The sequence below is a fragment of the Nocardioides massiliensis genome, assembly GCF_030811215.1.
GTDB lineage: Bacteria > Actinomycetota > Actinomycetes > Propionibacteriales > Nocardioidaceae > Nocardioides_A > Nocardioides_A massiliensis.
The window spans coordinates 499,023-521,706 of sequence record NZ_JAUSQM010000001.1 but is presented as its reverse complement, the minus strand read 5'-3'; the positions used below and the strand labels follow the sequence as shown (position 1 = coordinate 521,706).

18 protein-coding genes and 3 tRNA genes are annotated in these 22,684 nt (G+C 70.0%); 8 read left to right on the top strand and 13 right to left on the bottom strand.

What is annotated here, in order from left to right; translation table 11 throughout:
* Window positions 1–73: 73 nt before the first annotated feature.
* The 5 genes from J2S59_RS02765 to J2S59_RS02745 form a co-directional block, all read right to left on the bottom strand.
* Window positions 74–1,459 carry an amidohydrolase family protein gene (locus J2S59_RS02765; RefSeq protein WP_068124765.1) on the bottom strand — a complete coding sequence of 462 codons (1,386 nt, stop codon included), beginning with the start codon at window positions 1,457–1,459 and terminating at the stop codon, window positions 74–76.
* On the bottom strand, window positions 1,456–2,628 hold the full coding sequence (locus tag J2S59_RS02760) for a CoA transferase (RefSeq protein WP_246360612.1): 1,173 nt from the start codon (window positions 2,626–2,628) through the stop codon (window positions 1,456–1,458). The genes J2S59_RS02765 and J2S59_RS02760 overlap by 4 nt, the downstream gene beginning before the upstream one ends.
* Window positions 2,629–2,731: 103 nt before the next feature.
* Window positions 2,732–3,781, bottom strand: coding sequence for an enoyl-CoA hydratase/isomerase family protein (locus J2S59_RS02755; protein ID WP_306824784.1), 1,050 nt, complete (start codon window positions 3,779–3,781; stop codon window positions 2,732–2,734).
* Between the two features lie 900 nt (window positions 3,782–4,681).
* A tRNA-Phe gene (locus tag J2S59_RS02750) sits at window positions 4,682–4,755 on the bottom strand.
* Window positions 4,756–5,005: 250 nt separating this feature from the next.
* Complete coding sequence (locus J2S59_RS02745; RefSeq protein ID WP_306824783.1) at window positions 5,006–5,398, bottom strand: hypothetical protein; 393 nt, start codon at window positions 5,396–5,398, stop codon at window positions 5,006–5,008.
* A 245-nt stretch (window positions 5,399–5,643) separates the two neighbouring features.
* Here J2S59_RS02745 and J2S59_RS02740 point away from each other — a divergent pair, with 245 nt between their 5' ends.
* Both J2S59_RS02740 and J2S59_RS02735 read left to right on the top strand, forming a co-directional pair.
* Complete coding sequence (locus tag J2S59_RS02740; protein ID WP_068118143.1) at window positions 5,644–5,925, top strand: DUF4212 domain-containing protein; 282 nt, start codon at window positions 5,644–5,646, stop codon at window positions 5,923–5,925.
* The gene (locus J2S59_RS02735; RefSeq protein ID WP_068118146.1) at window positions 5,922–7,616 is read left to right on the top strand and encodes a sodium:solute symporter family protein; all 1,695 of its coding nucleotides are present in this window, start codon (window positions 5,922–5,924) and stop codon (window positions 7,614–7,616) included. The genes J2S59_RS02740 and J2S59_RS02735 overlap by 4 nt, the downstream gene beginning before the upstream one ends.
* Window positions 7,617–7,703: 87 nt before the next feature.
* Here the strand turns inward: J2S59_RS02735 and J2S59_RS02730 are convergent, their stop codons facing one another.
* Entirely contained in the window at window positions 7,704–8,459 is a 756-nt protein-coding gene (locus J2S59_RS02730) for an IclR family transcriptional regulator (RefSeq protein ID WP_181641614.1), read from the bottom strand.
* 95 nt (window positions 8,460–8,554) lie between these two features.
* Here J2S59_RS02730 and J2S59_RS02725 point away from each other — a divergent pair, with 95 nt between their 5' ends.
* From J2S59_RS02725 to J2S59_RS02715, 3 genes are read left to right on the top strand one after another with little or no spacing between them, the layout of a single operon-like run.
* Window positions 8,555–10,183 carry an acyl-CoA synthetase gene (locus tag J2S59_RS02725; RefSeq protein ID WP_068118150.1) on the top strand — a complete coding sequence of 543 codons (1,629 nt, stop codon included), beginning with the start codon at window positions 8,555–8,557 and terminating at the stop codon, window positions 10,181–10,183.
* A 5-nt stretch (window positions 10,184–10,188) separates the two neighbouring features.
* On the top strand, window positions 10,189–11,808 hold the full coding sequence (locus tag J2S59_RS02720) for an ABC transporter substrate-binding protein (RefSeq protein ID WP_181641615.1): 1,620 nt from the start codon (window positions 10,189–10,191) through the stop codon (window positions 11,806–11,808).
* Entirely contained in the window at window positions 11,805–12,638 is an 834-nt protein-coding gene (locus tag J2S59_RS02715) for an enoyl-CoA hydratase (RefSeq protein WP_068118157.1), read from the top strand. The genes J2S59_RS02720 and J2S59_RS02715 overlap by 4 nt, the downstream gene beginning before the upstream one ends.
* Window positions 12,639–12,726: 88 nt before the next feature.
* On the opposite strand, the gene J2S59_RS02710 is transcribed toward J2S59_RS02715, so the two are convergent.
* The 3 genes from J2S59_RS02710 to J2S59_RS02700 form a co-directional block, all read right to left on the bottom strand.
* Window positions 12,727–12,803 (bottom strand) — tRNA-Asp (locus tag J2S59_RS02710).
* 32 nt (window positions 12,804–12,835) lie between these two features.
* The gene (locus J2S59_RS02705) at window positions 12,836–14,797 is read right to left on the bottom strand and encodes an MFS transporter (protein ID WP_181641616.1); all 1,962 of its coding nucleotides are present in this window, start codon (window positions 14,795–14,797) and stop codon (window positions 12,836–12,838) included.
* 39 nt (window positions 14,798–14,836) lie between these two features.
* Window positions 14,837–14,909: transfer RNA gene (locus J2S59_RS02700), tRNA-Glu, on the bottom strand.
* 57 nt (window positions 14,910–14,966) lie between these two features.
* Between J2S59_RS02700 and J2S59_RS02695 the strand changes: the two genes are divergently transcribed.
* Window positions 14,967–15,311 carry a metallopeptidase family protein gene (locus J2S59_RS02695; RefSeq protein ID WP_220138327.1) on the top strand — a complete coding sequence of 115 codons (345 nt, stop codon included), beginning with the start codon at window positions 14,967–14,969 and terminating at the stop codon, window positions 15,309–15,311.
* Window positions 15,312–15,336: 25 nt separating this feature from the next.
* Here the strand turns inward: J2S59_RS02695 and J2S59_RS02690 are convergent, their stop codons facing one another.
* Both J2S59_RS02690 and J2S59_RS02685 read right to left on the bottom strand, forming a co-directional pair.
* Complete coding sequence (locus J2S59_RS02690) at window positions 15,337–16,248, bottom strand: ATP-binding protein (RefSeq protein ID WP_068118161.1); 912 nt, start codon at window positions 16,246–16,248, stop codon at window positions 15,337–15,339.
* A gap of 119 nt (window positions 16,249–16,367) precedes the next feature.
* Window positions 16,368–17,762, bottom strand: coding sequence for a mycothione reductase (locus J2S59_RS02685; protein ID WP_068118165.1), 1,395 nt, complete (start codon window positions 17,760–17,762; stop codon window positions 16,368–16,370).
* Between the two features lie 150 nt (window positions 17,763–17,912).
* Here J2S59_RS02685 and J2S59_RS02680 point away from each other — a divergent pair, with 150 nt between their 5' ends.
* Window positions 17,913–19,421 carry an NAD(P)/FAD-dependent oxidoreductase gene (locus J2S59_RS02680; protein WP_306824782.1) on the top strand — a complete coding sequence of 503 codons (1,509 nt, stop codon included), beginning with the start codon at window positions 17,913–17,915 and terminating at the stop codon, window positions 19,419–19,421.
* Window positions 19,422–19,540: 119 nt separating this feature from the next.
* On the opposite strand, the gene J2S59_RS02675 is transcribed toward J2S59_RS02680, so the two are convergent.
* Entirely contained in the window at window positions 19,541–20,245 is a 705-nt protein-coding gene (locus tag J2S59_RS02675) for a PaaI family thioesterase (protein ID WP_181642602.1), read from the bottom strand.
* Window positions 20,246–20,273: 28 nt separating this feature from the next.
* Window positions 20,274–20,801, bottom strand: coding sequence for a nuclear transport factor 2 family protein (locus J2S59_RS02670; RefSeq protein WP_068124662.1), 528 nt, complete (start codon window positions 20,799–20,801; stop codon window positions 20,274–20,276).
* 102 nt (window positions 20,802–20,903) lie between these two features.
* Between J2S59_RS02670 and J2S59_RS02665 the strand changes: the two genes are divergently transcribed.
* Complete coding sequence (locus J2S59_RS02665) at window positions 20,904–22,682, top strand: SpoIVB peptidase S55 domain-containing protein (RefSeq protein ID WP_068124663.1); 1,779 nt, start codon at window positions 20,904–20,906, stop codon at window positions 22,680–22,682.
* Window positions 22,683–22,684: the final 2 nt, after the last annotated feature.

Below are 22,684 nucleotides of genomic sequence, written 5' to 3'. Positions count from 1 at the left end.
CACCAGCGGCACGCTCATGCGCACCCACGGCCCCCGCCCTGTGCGTCAGGCTCCGTAAGTGTCAATCGTCGACTCAGCGTCTGTGGGTGAACTGGCCCTGCACCATGGTTGCGACCACGCGCCCCGCTTGCGGGTCGGCGAGCACCGTTGCAAGAGGCGCATCGAGCAGGCACAGATCCGCGGACGCGCCGGGTGTCACCGTCCGGACCGCCCCGCCCGGGTCGTGGGAGGCGGTAAGGTAGCCGCGCAACGCCAGAGCGGCTGGCACCCGCTCGTCCGGGGACAGCCTGGTTCCACCGGACGTGGTCCGGGTCGTCGCCGCGCGAATGACCGTCCAGGGATCAAGCGGACCGTAGGGATGGTCGCTGCTCGCCACCACAGGGATTCCCTCGGCCAGTAACGACGCAAAGGGATAGAGCCAGGACAGCTCGGGCTCGGCGATCTCTTGGAGGTACTCGTCGCCGCGCGCATATACGAATCCCGGCTGGGTCACTACCGCGACGCCGAGCGTCCGCAGGTCGGAGCGCATCGACGGCGGGACCACGGAGGCGTGCTCGATGCGGTCCTGTGGGTGTGAGCCGAGTTTGGCCAGGGTGGCCAGAGTGAGTGCCAGGCTCTCGGCACCGACACAGTGCACCGCGACACCACGGTTCGCCGACCGGGCGGCTCTTACGAGCTCACTGAGAGCGTCGGCGGACGGGAGGTCGTGATCTCGTAGATGCAGCTTGACAGGGCCTGAGCGCAGGGGCGGAGGGGGACCAAGCGATCCGAGCACCGTGAGGTGGGCCGGAAGGACTCTGGCGGTGACCGTCCCGCGCAAATAGGCCACGGCGCTGTCGCTAAGGTCGGGGGTTGCGTCGGTGATGCCCGTGATGCCGTACGAAGCGAGGCTCCGGCCCAGGAAGGCTAGGTCGGGCCACGCAGCATCGGGCAGGCGTTTGCGCAATCGGCTGTCGTAGCGCCAAAGGCGTCCGTCGGCGCGTCCGTGTTCGTCGCGGCTCACATCGGGGTCGGCATCGTTCGCGACACCGGTCGCCGCCAGCGCGGCCGAGTTGAGGATCCACAATGCGCCACCGCGGTGCTGAACGCGGACAAGGCGGTCCGGGCAGATCCGGTCGAGGAGATCGCGATCGAGCGGACCAGCGACACTCTCGTGGTAGCCGACGCCACGCACCCAAGTGCCGGGCGGACCGGCTGCGCGCAACGCTGCTCCGAGCTCCTCGGCGTCGGCTACTGCGTTTGGCCCACAGCCGACTGAGCTGTGGGCCGCAGCAGCCGCGAGAAGATGCAAGTGGTGGTCGTGCAGGCCGGGAAGTAGGGCTCCACCGCTGCCTTCGAGGACGGTCACCCCCCGCGACCGAGGTACCGTGCGGACAGGCCCCAGGGCGACAACTCGATCGCCACGCACCTGCACATTGACCCGGCGTCCGTCGACCTCGACGTCGCGCAGCACGATCATTGCATCCACCTGTCGCTGTCGGCGCCCAGGGGGCGCGCGGTGCCTCCTGGCACACGCCCACGCGGTGCCCGGATGGCATGCAGGCCGCTCTTCGATTCGACCCACCATCTGCCGTTGCGCTCGATGAACGTGTGGTCGGCCACCGGTCCGCTCACGCTGCGACACACAGCATCCATGGAAACATCGATCATGCGAGCCTGGGCGGCAAGCAGCAGCTTCGCTGCAGCAGCAGCTGATGCGAGGCCCGTCAGCGAGTCGGCAAGTGCGTCGCCGACTGGAAGCAGATCAGGACCGTCGATCCGCGCCAACCCGGAATGGACTGCTACGTCATCGCCATACCCCACAGCCACGGCATTGCGGCCTTGAGCCGTGATTGAGAGCCATGAAGTGCCCTCAGCCACGAGTTCAGCGGCGACCAAGCCGGCACGCGCAAGTCCGGCTGGGCGGGAGGATTCCAATATCAGGTCGGCGCGGCTGGCTACCTCTCGCAGGTTGGCACGATCGCGCGGTTCACTCAGGTCGACCGCCACGCTGTCGTGGCCATAGTGCAGGAGATCGAAGAAGTCACCGGGGCCATTGCGCGCGCCGTCGGGTCGGTGGACCGCTTCGACCTTGACCACCTGGCACCCGATGAGTCCGAGCAGGTGAGCGCACAGCGGGCCGGCCCATAGGGCAGTGAAGTCAAGAACCAGCGGCCGTTCGACGACGGTCCGAGCGCCACCAGGTAGCCCGACCAGCACGGCCGGCCGTTCGGGCGAGGAGGCAGCCGCGGCGCGGCCGCGGTGGCGTAGCGAATGGGGCAGTCCCAGGAGGCGAAGTCGTTCTCCGGCCTCTGTGGTTGACTGCTGCCTGGCCCAGCGGGCGACCCAAGGCCACGCTGCCGTAGCTGTATCGGGTGGCGGAAAATCATCAGCGAGAAGTGCGGGGACGAGTTCACGATCGGAGGCTCGTCCCAAGGAGATGCCCACCCATCCGTCCCGTGTCACGAACGTGCGAAACCCACCACCGCACGACGACGGCCCGGACCGGGTCAGGCCCAGGAGCGCGGCGCGTTCGCCGAGCAGTGCTGCGTCCGGAAGGTCAGGGCCCGAATGGCCACGCTTCGCGCCGGCCAGACGTATCAAGTCGATCCATCGCTGTGCGGCGCCGGCTGGATCGCCCGGTGCCATGAGTGGAGGGCCGGCCGGCCGCCCGCTGATCGCCATGGCGCCGCTGGCAGCCCAAGCGGCAACCGGATCGTGCGAGGCAAAGACCAGGGCGGCCGGTGAACCGTCAAACGACGGCATCGACCAACCCCCAATTCAAGGCTGTTGCGGCGTCAATCTTGGCACCGGTCAGCGCGAGATACGCGGTCCGCCACCGACCGATGCGCGCTGGGATGCTCACCGTGCCCCCTGCTCCGGGTACCAGCCCCAGGCCGAGCTCGGGCAGGGCGAATGATGCGTCGGAGGAGGCCTCGATGTGAACTGCGAACGCCGGTATCTCGATGCCGGCACCGATGCATGCGCCGTGTACGCGGAACCTGGCTTTGTCGCGCAGCTCATGCACCGCGAGTCCCGCATGCCCGACCATCCGCACATGGTGCGCGGTCACGGGATCCGGGGTGGTGCCGAACTCGTCGAGATCTCCGCCGCTGCAGAAAGCAGGACCGGCGCCGTCAATGAGCACATCGGTCACAGAGGCATCGATGCGAGCGATCGCCAGTCCGTCCAACAGTGCGTTGCGCAACGACCGCCCAAAAGCATTGCGCCGTTCGGGCCGATTCAAGCGCAGGTGAAGCCGTGTGCCGTCTCGGCTCATGAGAACAGGTGTGGTGGCCTCCGCGAGCGACCGAATTGGCGTCGCTGCACGCCATTGCGCAAACTCGGGTCCGGCGAGCAGCATCGAGTATGCGAAGGATTCAGCCGTGACCCCCCAGCGTAGTGAAGAACTTGCGGTCAGTTCTAGGAGGTCCGCCAGCACCAGCGCAGCACGCGGGGCGCCAGCCACCAATTTGGAAAGAGCCGAGAGGTTGTCCGGGTTGCCGGCGCATTGGAGGTTGGGTGCGGAGCACAGCGTGGTCATCAGTCGTGCCAGCAACGGTTCGACGTGCGGAGCGGGAGCCTCTGTGGCGAGACCCACCAACAGGGCCCGTGCGGCTGGTCGAGCGGCGTCGAGGACGCCCGTCGCGACCTCGATGTCTCTCGGCCGTGCCCCGTCAAGGTCAACTATCACCAGCGGGTCCGGGTGGCATAGGTCAATCTGGTCGCGCAGAACGACGCTGGCATCGGCAGGCTGTAAGCAGTGGTGCCCATCTCTAGCGAGCTGGGCGACCGTGATCACGCGCACCTGTCCTCCCTTCCTATGGTGCCGCAGGCGACACCGGTCAATGCTACGACGAATGAACCAGGTGTGAGCGTGCTTTCCGGGACGGCGACCATCGCCCGTGCGACGCGCGAGGTTGCGAGCCTGGAGCGCGCCGAGCCAATGGCCCCGGTGCCGTAGGCGACCCGGTCGAGCCGGTGTGCGCGGAGCGCGCGGCGACTTGATCGGTGCCGTGCGCTCCGCTCAGGCGCTGTGGGTGACGGCTACCGAGACCAGTGGCGCGCTCACCAGCGTCGGGTGCGCAGCGCGGCGGCTGCCGCCTCCGTCGTCGGCGCCAGCACGGCGGGCACTCCGTGGTGCGTAGCGGTAGGACGGGTGATGCTCAGCCGATTTCGTCGATGAGCTTTCGCCTGAGCTAGTCCCGGACCGTGGCGCGTAAGTCGTGCTCCGCGTACGAATGGGGCTTAGCGCACGACGAGTCCATGCTCGAGAAGTTCCCAGACCAAGTCGACGCTCTCGTGGATGTGCATCGTCGGGTCGAAGCCGCGCCCAGCGCTGAGGTAGGCAGTCTGAGTGTGCCAGTTCGCCGATTCGCCCCTGTCTTGACCGATCGTCGCGCGTCCTGGCCGGCAAGGAAGCTCACGTCGGAAACCGGTCCGACCACCGACTCGCGCTGGCGCTCACGGCGTTCGTATGACCCGTGGCTGGCTGGCGGACGGAACTAACGAACTCGATGTCAGACTGGACCAGCTGCTCGTGGCGGCCGCCACTTCGCACCAGACACCAGCGCTGCCGTAATAGCTGCAACTGCAACTGCAACTGCAACTGCAACTGAAACTGCAACTGGCCACCCAAGCCGAAGGCCCCCGCCGGAACCCGGTGGGGGCCTTCGCGCAGGTCAGCGACCTGCGTTGCTCGTGGGCAGGGGCGGGGTCGAACCGCCGACCTTCCACTTTTCAGGCGGACGCTCGTACCAACTGAGCTACCTGCCCGAGCGGGAGGAACGATACCGCAAGGCGTGAAGTGAGCCGAACTGGTGGGGGTTCGGCTGCGTGGGGCGGCGTCTCGATACACCCCTCACTTCGTTCGGGGCACTCGACGAGCAAGGGGTCTCGACTTCGTTCGGGGCACTCGACGAGCAAGGGGTCTCGGCTTCGTTCGGGGCACTCGACGAGCAAGGGGTCTCGACTTCGTTCGGGGCACTCGACGGACGAGGGAGTCTCGACTTCGCCCGACCGACGATTACGCGCGGTAGAGCTGGCGGGCGGCTACCGCGGCGAGGACGCCACCGCCGAGGACGAGGACGAGGCCGGGGCCGGGGAGCCAGCCGGCGGTGCCGACCAGCGAGAGCAGGTGGATCACCTGCCAGACGGGCAGGGCGATCGCCGCGACCGCCATGATCGCGGCCTGGACCGCCCCAACCCGGCGCAGCGGGATGATCGCGCCGGCGATGCCGAGCAGCGCGGCGTAGAACGTCCACACCCCGGCCCCGCGGGCGCCGGAGATGTTGCCGGCCGCGGTCGACACCCAGGGCATGAACGACCCGAAGAGCACGAGGAGGGACGCCGCGACGAGCCGACCGCGGCCGGGCACCCGGGTGCGGACACGGGCAGTCGGTGTGGCGGTGGAGGTCATGGCACGACTGTGACCCCGGACGTGACCCGCGGCACAGGGGCCGTCGAGCGCTGTCGGACGAGCGGTCGGTCTGCTGCGACGAGCGGTCAAGGGGCGAAACCGTTCGCCGCGCCAGCGCTACCGCTCGGCGCTGGCGGTGACCTGTGTCACAGATTCGTCTTGACCCTCTCTCGCCGGTCTTGGTTCTCTCGCAGCGCTGGTGCGCCGACCTGGCGACCTCGGGAACGACCGGAAGGAAACCCTTCATGGACGAAAATCAGCGCCGGGCCTACTGGCGCCGCAACCTCAGGCTCATGGCCGTGTTGCTGACGATCTGGGCGGCGGTGTCCTTCGGCGCCGGCATCTGGTTCGTGAAGCCCCTGAACAACATCGTGATCCTCGACTTCCCGCTCGGCTTCTGGTTCGCCCAGCAGGGTTCGATCCTGACCTTCCTCGCCCTCATCGCCGTCTACGTGTGGCGGATGGACCGTCTCGACAAGGAGTTCGGCGTCGACGAGCTCGAGGAGGAAGGGGTGCACCACCCATGAGCGAGATCCAAGTCTGGACACTGGTCTTCGCCGGCCTGTCGTTCGCGCTCTACATCTACATCGCCTACGCGAGCCGGGTGAAGGACACCGCCGGCTTCTACGTCGCCGGCGGTGGCATCCCGGCCCCGGCCAACGGTGCCGCGATCGCGGCCGACTGGATGAGCGCAGCGTCGTTCATCTCGATGGCCGGCATCATCGCCCTGTCGACCAACGGCTACGACGGCTCGGTCTACCTCATGGGGTGGACCGGCGGCTACGTCCTGCTGGCGCTGCTGCTGGCGCCGTACCTGCGCAAGTTCGGCAAGTACACGATCCCCGACTTCGTGGGGGACCGGTACTCCGAGACCGCCCGCATGGTCGCGGTGGTCTGCACCGTGGTCATCTCGTTCGTGTACGTCGCCGGCCAGATGTCGGGCACCGGGCTCGTGTTCGCCCGGTTCCTCAACGTGAACGCCACGACCGGCGTCATCATCGGCATGGTCATCGTGTTCTTCTACGCCGTCCTCGGCGGCATGAAGGGCATCACCTGGACGCAGGTTGCGCAGTACAGCGTGCTCATCGTCGCCTATCTGATCCCGGCGGTGGCGATCTCGACGGAGCTGACCAGCATCCCGGTCCCGCAGATCGGGTTCGGGCAGATCCTCGCCGAGCTCGACGGGCTCCAGCGCGACCTCGGGTTCGCGGAGTACACCGCGGCGTTCACCAACATGAACATGCTCAACGTCACGCTGATGACGGCGACGCTGATGTTCGGCACGGCAGGTCTGCCGCACGTGATCGTGCGGTTCTACACCGCGAAGAACGTCCGAGCGGCCCGGTTCTCGGCGCTGTGGGCGCTCTTCTTCATCGCCCTGCTCTACACCACGGCCCCGTCGATCGCAGCCTTCAGCAAGCTCAACATCCTCCAGGACGTCTCCGGTGCCGCCGTCGACAACCTGCCGGGCTGGGCACAGACGTGGGCCGACGTCGACCTGATCACGGTGGACGACCTCAACGGCGACGGGGTCATCGACTACGGGGCCGATGCGGCCAACGAGCTGGTGATCAACAACGACATCCTGGTCCTCGCCGCTCCGGAGATTGCCGGCCTGCCGGCGCCGATCATCGGCTTGGTCGCCGCGGGTGCGCTGGCTGCCGCCCTGTCCACGGCATCGGGTCTGCTGCTGGTGATCTCCTCGTCCATCGCCAACGACGTCTACTACAAGCGGATCAACCCGCAGGCGACAGAGGCGCGTCAGCTGATGGTGGGCCGGATCGCGATGGCCGCGGCCATCGTGGTGGCGGGCTACCTGGGCATCAACCCGCCCGGATTCGTGGCACAAGTCGTCGCCCTGGCCTTCGGCATAGCCTGTGCCAGCTTCTTCCCGGTGCTCGTGCTGGGCATCTTCTGGAAGAAGTGCACCGCCATGGGGGCCACGGCCGGGATGCTGACCGGCTTGGTCGTGACGCTCGCCTACATGCTGTGGACGATCGACATCTACGGCAACAGCGAAGGGATCTTCGGCATCGCCGAGACCAGCTTCGGGGTCGTCGGGATGGCGCTGAACTTCCTGGTGACGATCGTGGTCTCCCAGTTCACGCCGAAGCCGTCTCCGGTCATGCAGGAGCTGGTGGAGGAGATCCGCTACCCCGGACGCACCAAGCTCATCGAGGCGCACGCCAAGGGTGAGCTTCCGCCCGACGTGCACTGATCGCCTGCACCCACTACGCAGGAGGCCCGGACCCACAGGTCCGGGCCTCCTCCGCGTTCGTACGACGTACGGCGGTCGGTCGCCGGGTCAGCCGGCGCGCTGCAGGCGCTGGGTGGTCTGCTGGACCGCCCGGGCCAGCAGCGGTGCGAACTTCTCGACCGGTGCGTGCCGACCGGGCAGCCCGACCGAGATCGCGCCGATGGGGCCGTGCGGACCGATGACGGCCGCACCGATCCCGCGCAGGTCCCAGGGCATGTCATCGGTGGTGACGGCGAAGCCACGGCGTCGCCGGATGCCGTTGAGCCGGTCGTGCAGCACTCCGCTGGCGCGCCCGCCGGTCAGCAGCTGGTCGACCCGCTCGGGCGACAGACTCGCCAGCATCGCGCGGCCGCACACGGCGGTCTCGGCGGGGTAGCGGGTGCCGACGGTGGTGGGGATCGTGGAGGTTCGTACCCCACCGATCTTGTCGACCATCTCGATCTGGCCGCGGTCGAGGATCGCCAGGTGGACCACGGCCGAGGTCGCTGCGTGCAGCTCGTGGAGCGGGTCGGCAGCGGCGGAGCGCAACGGCAGGTGCCCCTCGACCCGGCGTCCGACCTGGCGCATCCGCGGCCCGAGCGCGTAGCCGCGCTCGTCGTGCTCGAGCCACTCCAGCTCCACCAGCTGGGTCAGGGTGCGGGCGGCCGTGGAGCGCGGCAGGCCGGAGAGCGCGGCGATCTCGTCGAGACGCAGGTGGTCCGGCCCGGCGACGAACAGGTCGACGATCTGGGTCAGCTTGGCGATCACCCCGGGCTGGGGAGCGGCTCCTCGCGAGGGCGTGTCCCCGAGACGTGCGGCACTCATCCGATCCCTCCTGGTCCCGTGTCCGACATCGGTGATGTCCAACTCAGCTGTACCGAGTGTGACACGCACCACGGGCCTGAGGATGCTCTGGTCTCATGGCACTCCACATCGCTGATCTGTTCGAGCACACCGTCGACGTCGTCCCGGACCGGACCGCCCTGATCGTCGGCGACCACCGCTCGACGTACGCCGAGCTCGACGCGGCGGCGAACCGCTTCGCCCACCACCTCCGCGCCGCCGGCATCCAGCCCAACGAGCACGTCGGGCTGATGGCGCGCAACATCCCCGAGCACGTCGCGGCGATGCTCGGCTGCTTCAAGGCGCGCGTGGTCCCCATCAACATCAACTACCGCTACGTGCGCGGTGAGCTCGACTACCTGGTCGACAACTCCGAGATGGTCGCCCTGATCCACGAGGCGCAGTACTCGACCGTCCTCGACGAGGTCGTGCCCAAGCACCGGCGGCTGCGCCACCAGCTGGTGATCGAGGACGGCACCGGCCTGCGACCCACGGCGTACGACGCGGGGGAGTGGGACGCCGCAGTGGCCGCCCAGCCCGAGACCCGCGACTTCGGCGAGCGCAGCCCCGACGACGTCTTCATCGTCTACACCGGCGGCACCACCGGCTATCCCAAGGGCGTCATGTGGCGCCACGAGGACGTCTGGCGCACCCTCGGCGGCGGGATCGACTTCGTCACCAAGCTGCCGCTGGCCGAGCACGACCAGTCCGCCGGCGCGGCCGACCTCGACCCGCTGACCTGCCTGCAGCTCGGCCCGATCATGCACGCCAACGGCCAGTGGGGGATGCTCCTGCGCTTCTTCACCGGGCACACCAACGTGCTGTTGCCGAAGTTCGATGCCGACACCGTGTGGCGCACCGTGGAGCAGGAGCGCGTCAACACCATCTCGCTGATCGGCGACGCGATGGCGCGCCCGCTGATCGAGGCCTACGAGTCCGGGTCATACGACGCCTCCACGCTGACGACGATCACCAGCGCGGCGGCGATCTTCTCCGCGGAGGTCAAGGAGCGCTGGCTCACCGCCCTGCCCGGCGTGCTCGTCATGGACATCATCGGCTCGTCGGAGACCGGCATGACCGGCAACGGCCGGATCGAGAAGGACACCCTCGCCGACAAGGGCAGCCTGGTCGCCGTCGGTCCGGAGACGGTCGTGCTCGACGACGAGGACCGCGTGCTCGACCTGGAGACCAACGTCGGTGCGATCGGCCGGATGGCGCGCGGCGGCAGCATCCCGCTGGGCTACTTCGGCGACCCGGAGAAGACCGCGCGCACCTTCCGCGTCATCGACGGGGTGCGGTACGCCGTCCCGGGCGACTTCGTCCAGATCGAGCCCGGCAACAAGCTCACCCTGCTCGGCCGCGGGTCCAACTGCATCAACACCGGAGGCGAGAAGGTCTACCCCGAGGAGGTCGAGGTCGCGCTCAAGTCGCACCCCGACGTCTACGACACCCTCGTGATCGGGCTGCCGGACCCGACGTACGGCCAGCAGGTCGCCGCCCTGGTGCAGACCCGCGACGGGGCTGAGCTCGACGCCGACGACGTCCGGCGCCACCTGCGCACCCGGCTGTCGGGCTACAAGATCCCGCGCACGCTCCAGCAGGTCCCCCAGATCCCCCGCCATGTGACCGGCAAGGCGGACTACAAGACGGCGCACGAGATGTCCGCATCCGTGGCCGCTTCTCGAGAGAGTGAGGTCGCACGATGACCGCCATGACCACGACCCGCACCCGGCGCCGTTTCACGGCGCTGGCTGCCCTCGCCCTGTCGGCCGGCCTGCTGGCCGGGTGTGCCGACAACGGCGGAGGCGGCTCGGACGACGCCGAGGGTCCCACCGCCGACCGGGGCGGCAGCATGTTCGCCATCGGCTTCGTGGGCGACCAGCTCGACGGCGAGCCCACGGACGGCGGGCAGCTGTCGATCTCGACCTTCGGCGAGGTGCGCAGCATGGACCCGGTCGACCTCATCGCCAACGGTCTCTCCGGCGGCAGTGAGCTGGCCGCGATCTACGACGTGCTCTTGCGCTACGACCCCGAGACGGCGGAGTACGAGCCGTACGTCGCCGAGTCCCTCGAGCCCAACGACGACTCGACCGTGTGGACCATGACGCTGCGCGAGGGCGTCAACTTCTCCGACGGTACGCCGCTGGATGCCGCCGCCGTGGTCGGCAGCATCGAGCGCTACCTCGCCGACGAGGGCGGCCAGGCGTCGCTGTGGACGAGCAAGGTCGCGAAGACCGAGGCCACCGACGAGCGCACCGTCACGTTCACGCTCAGCGAGCCGTGGGTCGACTTCGAGTACATGCTCGCCACCGCACCCGGCATGATCATGGCGCCCGCGGCGTACGCCGGGGCCGAGTTCACCCCCATCGGCGCCGGTCCGTTCACGTTCGGCCACTACCGGCCCAGCGAGGAGCTGCTGCTCGAGGCCAACCCCGACTACTGGGGTGGCGAGCCGCCGCTCGACGAGCTGCGCTTCCACAACGTGCAGACCGCCGAGGGCACCTTCGACGTCGTCCGGTCCGGCAGCTCCGACGTCGGCGTCGTCCGCGAGCCGAGCATCACCAAGGAGGCGATCGACGAGGGCTTCGGCGGTGCGATGAACGTCGTCAGCATGGGCTTCGGTCTGATCGTCAACAATCGCGAGGACTCCGCGACCGGTGACGTGCGGGTGCGTCAGGCGATCGCGCACGCGATCGACCCCGAGGGCATCTACGCCCGCACCTACAACGGGGTGGGCCTCCCAGGCACCGAGATGTTCCCCGACGAGTCGCAGTGGGGCGGCGCCCCGGGGCCGGAGATCGACCTCGACAAGGCCAAGCAGCTCGTGGAGGAGGCCAAGGCCGACGGGTTCGACGGCAAGGTCGGCTACCTCGGCATCCAGGTCGTCTCGCAGAACACCGGCCTGGGGCTGGAGGCGATGCTGGGGCAGATCGGCATCGAGCTCGAGCCGGAGTACGTCGCCGGGTCGGCCGACATGATCCAGCGGGTCTTCGCCGAGCGCAGCTTCGACCTTGCCGGCTGGTCGTTCGGCACGCCCGACGCGGCAGTCTTCCCCGAGCTCTACGAGAACTTCCACAGCGAGTCGCGCTCCAACGCGGCGGGCTACGCCTCGGAGACGATGGACGGGCTGCTCGAGGAGCTCGGCGCGGCCGAGTCCGAGGACGAGCAGCAGGACCTGATCAACCAGATCCAGGAGGAGTGGAACGCCACCATCCCCTCGATCGTGCTGGGTGCGCAGCCGGAGTTCGTGATGTGGGGCGAGCACGTCGGTGGCGTCGTGCCGCACGTCGACTCGATGATGCTCTACCACCAGGCGTGGAGCGAGAAGTGAGCGCAACCAGGAGGGCCGAGGAGCGCTCGTTCGTCCGCGTCGACCGGCCGGTCGACGGGGTCGCGGTCGTGACGCTGGACCGGCCGGACCGGATGAACGCGATGGCGTTCGATGTGATGGTCCCGTTCCAGCAGCAGCTCGCCGAGCTCGGCCGCGACAACGCCGTCCGCGCGATCGTGATCACCGGGGAGGGCCGCGCATTCTGCGCCGGCGCCGACCAGAAGTCGGCCGGGCGGCCGCCGTACGCCGACGGCCTGCGCCGTCCCGGGTATGCCCTGCGGTCGCTGGAGGTGCTGGAGGAGGTCATCGCCACGATGCGCCGCCTGCACCAGCCGGTGATCGCCGCCGTCAACGGCGCGGCCGTCGGCGGCGGGCTCTGCCTGGCGCTGGCCTGCGACGTGCGGATCGCCTCCGAGGCGGCGTACTTCCGCGCGGCCGGTATCAACAACGGTCTCACCGCCAGTGAGCTCGGCCTGAGCTACCTGCTGCCGCGGGCGGTCGGGTCCAGCCACGCCGCCGACATGATGTTCACCGGTCGCGACGTGGGTGCGGAGGAGGCGGCCCGGATCGGGCTCGTCTCGCGGCTCGCGGATCCCGTGGTCGAGGAAGCCGTCGCGGTCGGCGAGCGGATCGCGAGCCTGTCGCAGCCCGGCATCGAGATGACCAAGCGGTCGCTGCACGCCGGCATCGCGGCCGGGTCGCTGGAGAGCTACATGCCGATCGAGGGGATCGGCCAGCTCTACCTGCGGCTGCTGACCGACAACTTCGAGGAGGCGACGCGGGCCCGCAAGGAGGGGCGACCCGCGCAGTTCCGCGACGACCTGCCCTGAACGACCTGCCCTGAGACAACCTGCCCTGGGGCGTCAGGCGCAGGACACGCAACAGGCCCGGACCATGACGGTCCGGGCCTGTTCGCGTTGGCGACCCCGACGGGACTCGAACCCGCGACCTCCGCCGTGACAGGGCGGCGCGCTAACCAACTGCGCCACGGGGCCTCGTTGCTTGCTGGATGACCAGCGGCGAAACTCTAACCCACGACCCGCCCATCGCACGAATCGGGTCCGGCGGGGATGTCGATGTCGACGATTTCGGATTCGATGGACAGCAGCACCTTGCGCGCGCGGGCCCGTCCGGTGCGCGCGTCGTACGCCGTGAACACGTAGCGTCCGGTGAGCGGCAGCTGGAAGGTGTAGCGCCCCTGCTCGTCGCAGTGGGTCGACCCGACCTGGCTCCCGGCGGCCTCGCTCATCGCCACAAGAGCACCCGGCGCCGGCACGCCGTCGGAGGTGACGGTGCCGGAGACGGTGAGCTCGTCGGTGAGCGTGAGGTCCTGCTCGACCTCCCCGCCGGCGAAGTCGATGACGGTGGCGGCCGGTGCCCACCCGACGGTGTTGGCGATGACGACGTAGGTGCCCGGCCCCGGCAGGACCGCGGAGTACTGCCCCGCATTGTCGGCGCGGCTCCAGTCCAGCTGCTCGCCGCGCGTGTCCAGCACCGAGACGAGGACCATCCCGCGGGCGTTGTTGTCGGGCCGGGCGAGCCGGACGCGTCCCCGGATGACCGCCTCCTGCTTGGTCCGGCCCTGGGTGCGGGCCAGTTCGCGCTCGTGGTGGGTCCGCCGGTCTGTGGGGATGAGGGCGGAGATGCCTGCGCACACCACCGACGCGACGGCGCCGAGGAGCAGCACGAGCCGGAACGCGTCGCCCGACGCGAGGCTGACCCCGTCCACCTGGACCTGGTGCGTGGCCAGGATCGCCGCGACGAGGGTGCTGGCCAGGGAGGTGCCGATCGAGCGGACGAGCGAGTTGAGCCCGTTGGCCGAGGCGGTCTCGGTGAGGGGCACCGACGACATGATCAGCGTCGGCATCGCGGCGAACGCCAGGGCGGTGCCGACTCCCACGGCGGTCGACCCGATCACCACGGCCGTGACGGTGTCGGCGTAGAAGATCCGGCCGACGTAGGCGACCGCCATCAGCGCCGACCCGCTCAGCAGCACGACCCGGCCGCCCCAGCGTGTCAGCATCCGTCCCGAGATCGGCGACACCACGACCATGGCCAGCCCGGAGGGGACCATCGCGAGACCCGCGGCGGTGACGCTCAGCCCGAACCCGGCACCGGCCGGCTGCTGGAGGACCTGGACGGTCACCAGCATGTTCACGAACATCGCCATCCCGGCGAAGATCGAGGCGATGTTGGTCATCAGCACCGGCCGGCGGGCGCTGGTGCGCAGGTCCACCATCGGCTGGTTGACCCGCAGCTCGAGGGGGGCCCAGGCCGCGAGGAGCACGACGGCAGCAGCGAAGAGTCCGAGGACGGGTGGCTCGCTCCAGCCCCAGGCGCTGCCCTTGGAGATCGGCAGCAGCAGGCACACCAGCGCTGCCGAGAGCAGCACGGCACCGGCGACGTCGAAGCGGCCCGGCGTCCGCACCGGAGACTCCTCGATCACCACCAGCAGCGCCACGATCAGCGCCACGCCGGTGACGGCGCTGAACCAGAAGATCGAGTGCCAGCCCAGCCAGTCGGTGAGCACCCCCGCGAGCGGCAGGCCGAGCGCCGACCCGATCCCCATCGTGGCGCTCATCAACGCCACCGCGGTCCCGACGCGCTCGGGGGGAAGCTCGTCGCGCAGGATGCTGATGCCCACCGCGATGAGGGACGCACCGAAGCCCTGCAGCGCGCGGCCGACGAGCATCGTGACGAACGAGACCTCGAGCGCGCAGATGAGCGACCCGAGCACCATCGCCGACAGTGCGACGATCAACATCCGCCGCTTGCCGTACATGTCGGCCATGCGCGCGATCACCGGCGTGCTCACCGCCGCGGTCAGCAGGGTGACGGTCACCAGCCAGGAGGCGTCGGCGGTGGAGACGCCGAGCAGGTCAGGGAACTCGGGGAGGAGGGGGATCGCGAGGGTGAACTGCAGGGCCGAGGCCATGCCGCACAGCGACAGGACCAGGAGCGTCACCCAGGAGGGCACGGCCTGCCGCATCAGTCCCCCTCGAACGAAGCCCGCCCACTCCTGGTGTCGCACCCCCGACCGGATTCGAACCGGCGCTACCGCCGTGAAAGGGCGGGGTCCTGGGCCGCTAGACGACGGGGGCCAGCGCCGGTGGCGAGCACCAGCGCACGGGGAGTCTACCCTCGGACGCGTGGTCGAGATGAGCCGGGAGCGCTTCGAGGAGCTGGTGAGCGACGCGCTCGACGGCGTACCCGTGGAGCTCACCCGGCTGATGGACAACGTGGTGGTGCTGGTCGAGGACGAGCCGCCGGAGCACGAGCCGTCGGACCTGCTGGGTCTGTACGACGGGGTGGCGCTGACCGAGCGGGACAGCAACTACACGTTCCGCGAGCCCGACCGGATCTTCATCTTCCGCAACCCGACCCTGGCGATGTGTGGCGACGAGGCCGAGGTCGTGGCCGAGGTGCGGATCACCGTCGTGCACGAGATCGCCCACCACTTCGGTATCGACGACGAGGCCCTGCACGCCCTGGGCTACGCCTGAGCCGCAGGGCGCACCGAGCCGTTGCTCAGGCGGAGCGGGCGGCGCCCCGCCACGGGGACGCCTCGCGGCCCGCAGCCTGCTGCACGAACTGGTCGGCGTACCACACGACCAGCTCGACGTGCTCCTCCAACGGCGCGGAGGCCAGCAGGTTCTGCTCGTGGCAGAACCGCACCGCCTCGCGCAGCAGGCCGGCGAGGCGCGGCATGTCGTGGACGCTCGTCACCGGGACCTCGTAGGTCAGGTCGGCGGTCGTCTGCCCTGCCTCGATCGCAGCCTCGAGCTTGGCGTGGCCGGTGCTGTGGAGCCGGTGACCGTCGACGGTGCGGGCGAGCTCGGTGAGCTCGGTGGCCAGCGGATAGTCGTCGGGGTGGGTGATGGCGAGCAGGCGGAGCTCGCGGCGCAGCTCGGTGTACATCGCGCGGAAGTGCGCCCACTCCTGGACCGGGAAGTTGAGCAGCCGCACCGCGATCCGCTCGCCGGCGACCTCGGGCTCGGTGGCGAAGGTGTCCTCGTTGACGACGTGGTGGCCCACCACCGGCTCGCCGTCGGGCTCCGCGGAGGTCGGCTCGAACCACACGAGCTTGCCGGTCGAGTCGACGACGGATCCCCAGGCGCGGGAGAACAGCGCCACCAGGTCCAGTCCGCGCCCGCCGTTGCCGAGCTGGTCCTCACCGCCGGTGGCGCCAGCCGAGGCGGGCAGCGAGGACGAGCAGTCCAGCACCTCGATGCGCGGGTGGTCGCGGGTGCCGCGCAACCGGAGCCGCACGGGTGGCTCAGCGTGCAGCAGGGCGTTGGTGACCAGCTCCGACACGCCCAGCTCCGCCGACTCCGCGAGGTCGTCGCGCCCGAGGCGTGCGAGCAGCTCGATCACCCAGGCACGCGCCGTCCGCGCAGCGCTCGGGTCAGGATCGAGTTCGAGCTGTTGGGACAGGGGCACGAAGGGGTCCTCAGGCGGGGGGCAGGCGTCGCTCGAGCATTCTTTCCCGTACGGCGACCGGCTCACACCCGAGGGGTCGGACTGGACCGAGGGGCGAACGGGAGAGGGTAGTCACGACTTCAACCAACGGGGGGATTGTGCTTCAGCAAGGCGTTCTCGGCAACCTCGCTGAGTGCCGGATGGATCCAGAACTGGCCTCGGGCGAACTCCCGCGCCGGGATCTTGAAGGTCAGCGCGGTGATCAGCGGCTGGATGACGGTGGTCGCGTCCAGCCCCAGCAGGTGTGCCCCCAGCAGGTGTCCGGAGTCGGGGTCGAGCAGCAGCTTCGCAAACCCCACGGTGTCCTCGGTCGCCCACCCGTAGGCGGTGTCGCCGTACTGCTGGCGCGCGATCACGTGGGGCACGCCCTGCGCCCGTGCCTGGGCCTCGGTCAGGCCGACGGTGGCGATCTGCGGCCGGGTGAAGATGCCCGCGGGGACGTGCTCGTGGTCGCGCTCCCACAGGTCCTCGGGATGCAACAGGTTGTGCTGCACGACGCGCGCCTCGTGGTTGGCGAGGTGCTTGAGCTGGAAGGAGTTCGCGACGTCCCCGAGCGCCCAGACACCCGGTGCGCTCGTGCGCTGGTGGCGGTCGGTGACCACGACCCCCGCGGCGTCGACGTCGACCCCGCCCGCTGCGAGGTCGAGCAGGTCGGAGTTGGGCCGCCGGCCGGTGGCGACCAGCAGCAGGTCGGCCTCGACCGTGCCGGGGTCACCAGGACCACTCAGCTCCAGGCGTACGCCGCCGTCCGCCGTGACCGCTGCGTGGGTGACCCGCGCGGGCGAGCGTACGTCCCAGGTCCGGCGTGCGTGCTCGGTGAACGTCGCGGACAGGTCCTCGTCGAGCGAGCCCAGGAGCTGCTCGGAGCGGTTGATGATGGTGACCTGGCTGCCGAAGGAGCCGAAGACGTGAGCGAACTCGGCCGCGACGACCCCGCCGCCGAGGATCGCCAGCCGCGCGGGGACCTCGTCGATGCGCATGATCGTGTCGCTGGTGTGGACGGGGACGTCCTCGACGCCCGGCACCGGCGGGACCACCGCGCGGCTGCCGGCCGCGAGCACGACCTGGTCGGCGGTGATGGTCTCCTCGCCGCCGTCGTTCAGCGCGATCCTCAGCTCGCGGTCGCCGACGAAGCGGGCCGTGCCCTCGAAGAGCGTGGTGCCCGGCAGTCCCGCGGCGCGGTACTCGCGTCCGTTCGCGGAGATGGCGTCGATCCGGCCGAAGACCCGGTCGCGGATGTCGCGCCAGCGGACGCCCTCGAGACGCAGGTCGATCCCGAGCCGCCCGGACTCGCCGACCGAGGCCGCCAGGTCGGCGGGGTGGACGAACATCTTGGTCGGGATGCAGCCCACGTTGAGGCAGGTGCCGCCGAAGACCCCCCGCTCCACGATCGCCGTGCGCAGGTGGGAGAAGGAGGAGTCGATCAGGGAGTTCCCCGAACCGCTGCCGATGACGACGACGTCGAAGTGGGTCACGCTGGCCATCCTGCCCTGGCGTGACCAAGTCAACGGTCTCCGGGAGGCATACCTGGGGTCCGGAGGCGGAACAATCACCGGTGGCCCCGGGTTCCCCCGGCGTTGGCTGTCCGCCCCCTCTGTCTGCCCCTCCGTCTTCGAGGTGAGTCCATGAGCGTCGACCAGGTCGACGACCCCGGCACGAGCACGTCGCCCACACCCCTCGGCGCCGAGACCCACCGCGTGGTGGTCGTCGGCTCCGGGTTCGGCGGTCTGTTCGGCACCAAGGCGCTGCGACGTGCCGACGTCGAGGTGACGATGGTCGCCAAGACCACCCACCACCTCTTCCAGCCGCTGCTCTACCAGGTGGCGACGGGGATCCTGTCCGAGGGCGAGATCGCCCCGCCGACCCGGGAGATCCTGGCCAAGCAGCGCAACGCCCGGGTCATCCTCGGCGAGGTGACCCACATCGACCTCGACCGCCGCACCGTCACCTCGCAGGTCCTCGGGCGCGAGACGGTCACGCCGTACGACACGTTGCTGGTGGCCGCCGGCGCCGGACAGTCCTACTTCGGCAACGACCACTTCGCGGAGTTCGCGCCGGGCATGAAGAGCATCGACGACGCCCTCGAGCTGCGCGGACGGATCTTCGGCGCGTTCGAGCTGGCCGAGATCGCCGAGACCGAGGAGGAGGTCGAGCGGCTGCTGACCTTCGTGGTCGTCGGCGCGGGCCCCACCGGTGTGGAGATGGCAGGACAGATCGCCGAGCTCGCCCACCGCACGCTCAAGCGCGACTTCCGCCGCATCAACACCCGGCACGCCCGGGTGATCCTCGTCGACGCCGCGCCGCAGGTGCTGCCGCCGTTCGGCGAGAAGCTCGGCCGCAAGACCAAGGAGGACCTCGAGGGCCTCGGTGTCGAGGTCCAGCTCGGCGCCATGGTGGTCGAGGTCGACGAGCGCGGCCTCGAGGTCCAGGACAAGGACGGGCGGCGGCGCCGCATCGACGCCGTGACCAAGGTGTGGGCCGCCGGCGTCCAGGCCAGCCCCCTGGCGAAGCAGCTGGCCGAGCAGTCGGGCGCTCCGCTCGACCGGGCCGGCCGCGTCGGCGTCAACCCCGACCTCACCCTGCCCGGGCACCCCGAGGTGTTCGTCGTGGGCGACATGATCTCGCTCAACAACCTCCCGGGCGTCGCGCAGGTCGCGATCCAGGGCGCGAAGTACGCCGCCAAGGAGATCGACAACCGGCTCAAGGGCAAGGCCCCGCAGGAGCCGTTCCGCTACTTCGACAAGGGCAGCATGGCGACGATCTCCCGCTTCCGGGCCGTCGCGCTGATCGGCAAGGTGCGGCTCACCGGGTTCGTCGCCTGGCTGATGTGGCTGGCGGTCCACCTCGTCTACATCACCGGGTTCAAGAGCCGCGTCACGGCGCTGCTGCGGTGGGCGGTCAGCTTCATCGGCCGCGGTCGCTCCGAGCGGACCACCACCGAGCAGCAGATCTTCGCCCGCACAGCGCTCAACCGGCTCGAGGGCGGGACGGCCGGGCTCGTCTCCGCGCCGGGGGAGTGGAACGACCAGCGCTCCGAGCTCGCCGCCCAGCGCCGCGCCACCCTCGAGGAGCAGGCCTCCGAGGAGGTGCGGCTCACCGACACCGGCGTCCGCGGCGCCCGGGTCGGCGACTGACGCAAACGACGCGGCAGTTTCACCGCCCGAGCCACGACACGCCCGCTGGTCGAACGAAACTGCCGCCCCCGACGCCCGGTTTTGTACGACGAGTGGTGCTGCTGTGGCCAGAGTGAGGCTCAGTCTCCCGGCGTCCCGGGCGCGTCGCCGGCGCCGGTGCGCTGGTAGCGCGCCTTCGTCTCCTCGTCCACCAGCTCACGCGCCCAACGCGGCAGGATGAACAGACCCTCGCAGGTCACCGTCGCTTGACCCTCGGCGTCGCGCATCTCGCCCTTGACCCAGGTCTTGTAGCCCTCGCGGCGGTCGACCCACGCCTCCACCGACAGCGGTCCCAGCGGGGTGGGGCGCTCGTAGCGCAGGTTCAGCTGACCGGTCATGCCCGGGGTGCCGCCGGCCGCGGCCGCCTCGCCGGCGATCTGGTCGAGGATCAGTGCGGTCACGCCGCCGTGGACGAGCCCGGGGGGCCCTTCGTACGCCGCCCCGAGCGCGAAGTGCGACCAGGCCCGCCCGGCGGGGTCGCGCTCGACCTCGAGCGGCGGAGCCACGGCGTTGCGCTTGCCGACCACCGCGTTGCCGTAGTTGCGGAACGTGCCGCCGCTGGTGAGTGAGACGCCGTACGACCCCGGCAGCTGGGACGTCCGGAGCCGGGCCACGAGCGCATCGAGCTCCCCGCGCACGGCGTCGAGCTCCTCGGCGCCGACCTGCGTACGGATCGTCGCGTCGACGAGCTGGCGCGCGGCGTCGGTCAGGGCCACCTGCGAGGCGAGGAATCGCTCGTGCTCGGCCTCATCGACGTCGACGACGACGTACTGGTCTGCATCCACTCCGCGACCCTAACGGTCGCGGCGGACTTCAGCGTCCGCGCGTGAGGCGCGCCACGAACGCCGCGCCGTCCTCGGGGAGGCGTCCATGCTGCTCGGCGACCTCGGCCCACTTCAACGCCATGTTCGCGAACTTCATCGGGTTGTAGACGTCCTCCTCGCGTGCCCACAGCCCGTCGCCGCCGTACGTGAGGATCGTCAGGTTCGACTCCTCGTGGACGCTGCCGTCGCCCGGATCGGGCATCAGGTTGCGCACCTCGCAGATGACCCGTGCGGTCGGCTCGTCGATCACCGACCAGGCCATCGGGAAGCCGGTCATGACGTTGCCCGGGAAAGCACCCATGGTGCGGGTCACCCAGGCGTGGATCTCGTCGCGTCCGGTGAACTCGCCGTAGGCGTGCTCGGAGTAGGTCGCGTCCTCGGTGAACATCGCGGAGAAGTGGCCCCAGTCGCCGGTGTCGGCGGCACGCTGCCCGGCTTCCTGGTAGCCGCGCAGCGCGTCCTCGAGCTCGGCGCGGTCCCAGGTGGCGCCCGCTGGTCGCGGTGTGAAGGTCGTCACAGAAGCAACCTAGTCCACGCTTGGTGGATTCGCCCCGGGAGCAGATAATTCGTCGCAGTCGCGCGTCAGTCGGCGTCGGCCACCACACCCCGAGGGAGCCTCATGCAGAAGTCATTCCCTGGCCGGGTCGGTCTGCGCCGCACCGCAGCCGTCGCCGCGCTGGGTCTCGCCGCCACGCTCACGGGAGTGGTCCTTCCCGGACCGGCCGTGTCGGCACCGGACGAGCGGTGCCCGGAGGTCTTCCCGCTCGCCGACGTCGCGAAGGGTGACGCGATCGAGGGCCTCACCGTCACCTCCGGCACCGTCCCGACCGGCTTCACCGGCACCATCAAGGGTGTCCTCGAGGACGGCATCGCCCCCGACGTCGACATGATCATGGCGGACCTGGAGTCGCCCGAGCTCGACCGCGTCGGCGGGATCTGGGAGGGCATGTCCGGCTCGCCGGTCTATGCCGAGGACGGCCGCCTCATCGGCGCCGTCGCCTACGGCCTGTCCTACGGCCCCTCGAAGGTCGCCGGCATCACGCCCGCGTCCGCGATGTATGCCCTCCGCTCGAAGACCGGAGCCCCCGCAGCGCCCGCGGCCAAGGTCGCGATCCCACGCCGGCAGCAGGCCGCCCTCGCGAGCACGGGGGTCAGCGCACGTCAGGTCCGTGGCGGGTTCAGCGCGCTGCCGCTGCCCTACGGCGTGTCGGGTCTCGGTGCGAAGCGGCTGAGCAAGGCCGCCGACGCCTTCGACTTCGCCGCCGACCGGGTGTTCGCCGCCGGTGCGGCCCCGCTCGCCGAGCGGGCACCCGCGGTCCGTCCCGTGGCAGGCGGCAACATCGCCGCGTCACTGTCCTACGGCGACGTCTCCATGGTCGGCACGGGCACCGTCACCGCAGTCTGCGGCGAGGAGGTCATCGGCTTCGGCCACCCCATGAACTTCAGTGGTCCGACCACGTTGACGATGCACAACGCCGACGCGATCTACATCCAGGAGGACAGCACCGGCGCGCCGTTCAAGGTCGCCAACCCCTCCGCCCCGATCGGGACGATCAACCAGGACCGGCTCGCCGGCATCCTCGGCCCCATCGGCTCGATCCCGGCGACCACCCCGATCACCTCGACCGTCGCGATGCGTGACGGCAGTGGGTCGCGCATCGGCGAGACGCGGGCGACCTACCTGCCCGCGATGGGCGACATCGCCGCGAGCCACCTCATGGCCAACCTCGACCGCGTGTACGACGGATGGCGGGCGGGCTCCGCTGAGGCCGGCTGGACGATCCGGGGCACGCGGTCCAACGGGACGCCGTGGACCTACTCCTTCGCCGACCACTGGACCGACCGCGCCGACATCACCTTCCTGCCGTCCGTCACGCTCTACGAGCACGCCGAGACCCTGCGCACCGCGCTCGGCACCAAGGGCACCATCGACGCCATCACGATCGACGCCAAGTTGAGCGAGGAGCTGCGCACCTGGTCGATCGTCGAGGTCGAGGCCGAGGTTCGGCGGGCCGGTACGTGGGTCCCGCTGCAGGCCCGCAAGAAGATCAAGGCCCGCGCCGGCGCGGTGCTGCGGGTGCGGGCGACGCTCGCGTCCGTCGACAACAACCTCGGGCGCAAGGTCGTGCGGATGACGGTCCGGGTCCCGGCCAAGGCCAAGGGCGCCGAAGGCACGCTGGTGGTGGCCACGGCCGGGGTGGCCCCGCTGGCGGAGCGCGTGCAGGGGTCGGGCGTCGACCGGGCGATCGCCCGGCTGCAGCGCTCCCCGCGCCAGTCGGACCTGGTCGCCGCCGTCGTCGCGACACCGCGACGCACCGAGCTGGTCAACCGCACTGTCGCGCCGCAGAACGCCAAGATCACCGGTGGCAAGCGGATCCGGGTGCAGATCCTGCGCTGAGC